The sequence below is a fragment of the Arcobacter vandammei genome, assembly GCF_016106035.1.
GTDB lineage: Bacteria > Campylobacterota > Campylobacteria > Campylobacterales > Arcobacteraceae > Aliarcobacter > Aliarcobacter vandammei.
The window spans coordinates 1-2,352 of record NZ_JADKPZ010000040.1; the positions used below are offsets into that span (position 1 = coordinate 1).

The 2,352-nt window shown below is 23.7% G+C and carries 3 protein-coding genes; all 3 read right to left on the reverse strand.

Annotated elements, in window-relative coordinates; all coding sequences use genetic code 11:
* Positions 1 to 88: 88 nt before the first annotated feature.
* Genes IQC44_RS11330 through IQC44_RS11340 form a run of 3 tightly spaced genes read right to left on the reverse strand, consistent with a single transcriptional unit; the run spans position 89 to position 2,088 of the window.
* Positions 89 to 334, reverse strand: coding sequence for a bacteriophage T4 gp5 trimerisation domain-containing protein (locus IQC44_RS11330; RefSeq protein WP_198306468.1), 246 nt, complete (start codon positions 332 to 334; stop codon positions 89 to 91).
* A 21-nt stretch (positions 335 to 355) separates the two neighbouring features.
* Entirely contained in the window at positions 356 to 1,246 is an 891-nt protein-coding gene (locus tag IQC44_RS11335; RefSeq protein ID WP_198306469.1) for a tetratricopeptide repeat protein, read from the reverse strand.
* Positions 1,243 to 2,088, reverse strand: coding sequence for a glycoside hydrolase family 19 protein (locus IQC44_RS11340; protein WP_198306470.1), 846 nt, complete (start codon positions 2,086 to 2,088; stop codon positions 1,243 to 1,245). Before IQC44_RS11340 ends, IQC44_RS11335 begins: the two co-directional genes overlap by 4 nt.
* Positions 2,089 to 2,352: the final 264 nt, after the last annotated feature.

Genomic DNA, 2,352 nt, shown 5'->3' on the forward strand with positions numbered 1-2,352 from the left:
TCTGTATATCTTGGTGGCATTTTTATTCCTTTACTTTTTAAACAATTCTCTCCAAATTGTCATTTTAATTAACTGAATAATTTCTTGTCTACTTTTTCGGGGTCATTCCAAATACTTCATATCCTAAATCTAGTTCTATTGGAGTTGCAAAAAGTTTTATCTCTTCTTCTCTACTAAGATTCTCAACATTTTGAGAATAGTTAGCTTTTACATTTAATACTTTATCATTATTGATTGTTTTTGTTTCATCATTTTTTATATCTTCTGTTCTATCATTTTCTATTAGGTTTGTTTGATTATGTTTTAGTATATATATTTTTGGTTTTACTGACATGTGTTAAATTATTTTAGAGTTTTAGTTATTTAAAAACTCTAAAACTCTTTTTGGGATTTTTTCTTCTTTATTATCTTGTTTCATTAGTTCTATATATTTTTCATAGTTTTGTTTCGCTTTTTCTTTGTCATTTTTTCCAAGATAAGCATCTGCTATATTTAAATATGCAACTGTTCTATTTGGGTATTTTTCTATAATTTTTTCTAAAAGAAAAATAGCTTCATCATTTGCATTTGCTTGTTGTAGATAATATGCTATATCGTTGTATTGAGTTAAAGTTTTTGTTGATAAATCATCTATTTGCAAAGGTACACTTTTTATTAATTTTAGTATTGTTGATAAGTTAAAATCATCATTTATTTTAAACAAATATTTAATATGATTTATTAATGATAAAAGTGTATTTTTACCTTCTATTTTTGCCATTTTATCATCTATACCTATTTGTATTTCCTCTCCAATTTTTAATCTATGTTCAATATATTCTTCATCATCATTTTCATTAGTTGCCTTATATACCAAAGTTTCACTGATTACAAACCAGTTATTAAATCTATAATCAAATTTATAATTAAAACAATTATATATAAATGGATTATCCTTACATAATGTCATATATCCTTCTTTATACATTGAAAAAAATCTGAAATCAGCAGGTACTGTATTTATATTTATTATGTAATCTTTATTATTAATTCTCATTTCTAAATCAAATCTTATTACATTATTATCATCATCATATAAAAGAACCTGATTAAAACTATCTATGATGCCATTGTTATCTATATCAAAATGATAAACTTCATTTTCATCAGGATAAACATATGTTATATTGTCTTTAAAAAATTCATCTCTTAATGTATATCCATTTAAAAAAACACTTATCATAAAAATATTAAATAATATTTTCATTTTAAAACTCCTAATCTTTCTATACTATATTTTTTTGGATCTTCAATTCCATAATATTTGATAATATTTCCATTAACTGTTTTCCGTGGAAAATTTATATTTTCTGATAGTTTCAAAACTCTTTCATATCCTTTTATGGCTTCATCTTTATTATCCATATTTGAATGTTTTTGAAATTTATGGGAATGTTTATCATGCCATAAACCCCAACCAAAAGAAAATCTCAAATCATTGTATATTTCACTGTCTTTAAAATTATAATCTGTACTTTCTCTTAAGTTAAACTCTTTAAACAATGCTTTTAAGATTTTTAATCTATCATCAAAACCATTAAATCCACCATTTATTTTTGCAGTAATTATTAAAAAATCATTTTTATCTGCTTTTATGTTTAAGCCTTTTTTTTCATAAAACCAACCTGCACTTTGTGAAGCATGTGGTGCAGTTTCTAGTTTTAGCATATTTTGTGTACTTAGAAAGTCTTCTCCTGTTGCTAATCCATAATTTTTATAATTCTCCTCCCAAGTTATTTGCATTAATCCTCTTCCTACATAAGGATAATACTTTTGACTTTTTAAATATGTTCTTTCTTTATTATCCCCTTCTTTTGTTAATCTCAAATGTCCAGATTCATGTAAGACTTGTGCTAAAAAATGTGCTTTTCTTAAACAAGTTTTGATATTAAATTTTTCAAATGCTAGATTAAAACCTTTTATATGTTTTTCACAATTTGTCAGTGTAGCTAAAGGGTCTGCATTGTGTAATCTTGTAGCAGTTAATGAACAATTCTCAATTTTTATAGTAACTTCACTACAACAATTTATAACTTTATTATCACTCATAAATCCAACCTTTAATATTTCCTATTTTTTTATCTTCTAAGTTAAACTCTTTTATTAGATCTTCTATTTTGAATTTATATTCTATTTGATTATCTAAAACTCTTGATATATCATTTTTTATAGCTAGTTCATTATTTTGATTATCATATAGAGTTATTACTCCCCTAATAAATAATCTGAATTTTAACTTGCATATTTAACCTTTGGATGTTTAAAAAAATTAGCTACTTTTTGTGGATTATTTTGTAAAGATAACATATACTT

Coding starts and splice junctions, on each gene's coding strand:
- IQC44_RS11330 (WP_198306468.1), bottom strand. CDS start 334: ATGTCAGTAAAACCAAAAATATATATACTAAAACATAATCAAACAAAC.
- IQC44_RS11335 (WP_198306469.1), bottom strand. CDS start 1,246: ATGAAAATATTATTTAATATTTTTATGATAAGTGTTTTTTTAAATGGA.
- IQC44_RS11340 (WP_198306470.1), bottom strand. CDS start 2,088: ATGAGTGATAATAAAGTTATAAATTGTTGTAGTGAAGTTACTATAAAA.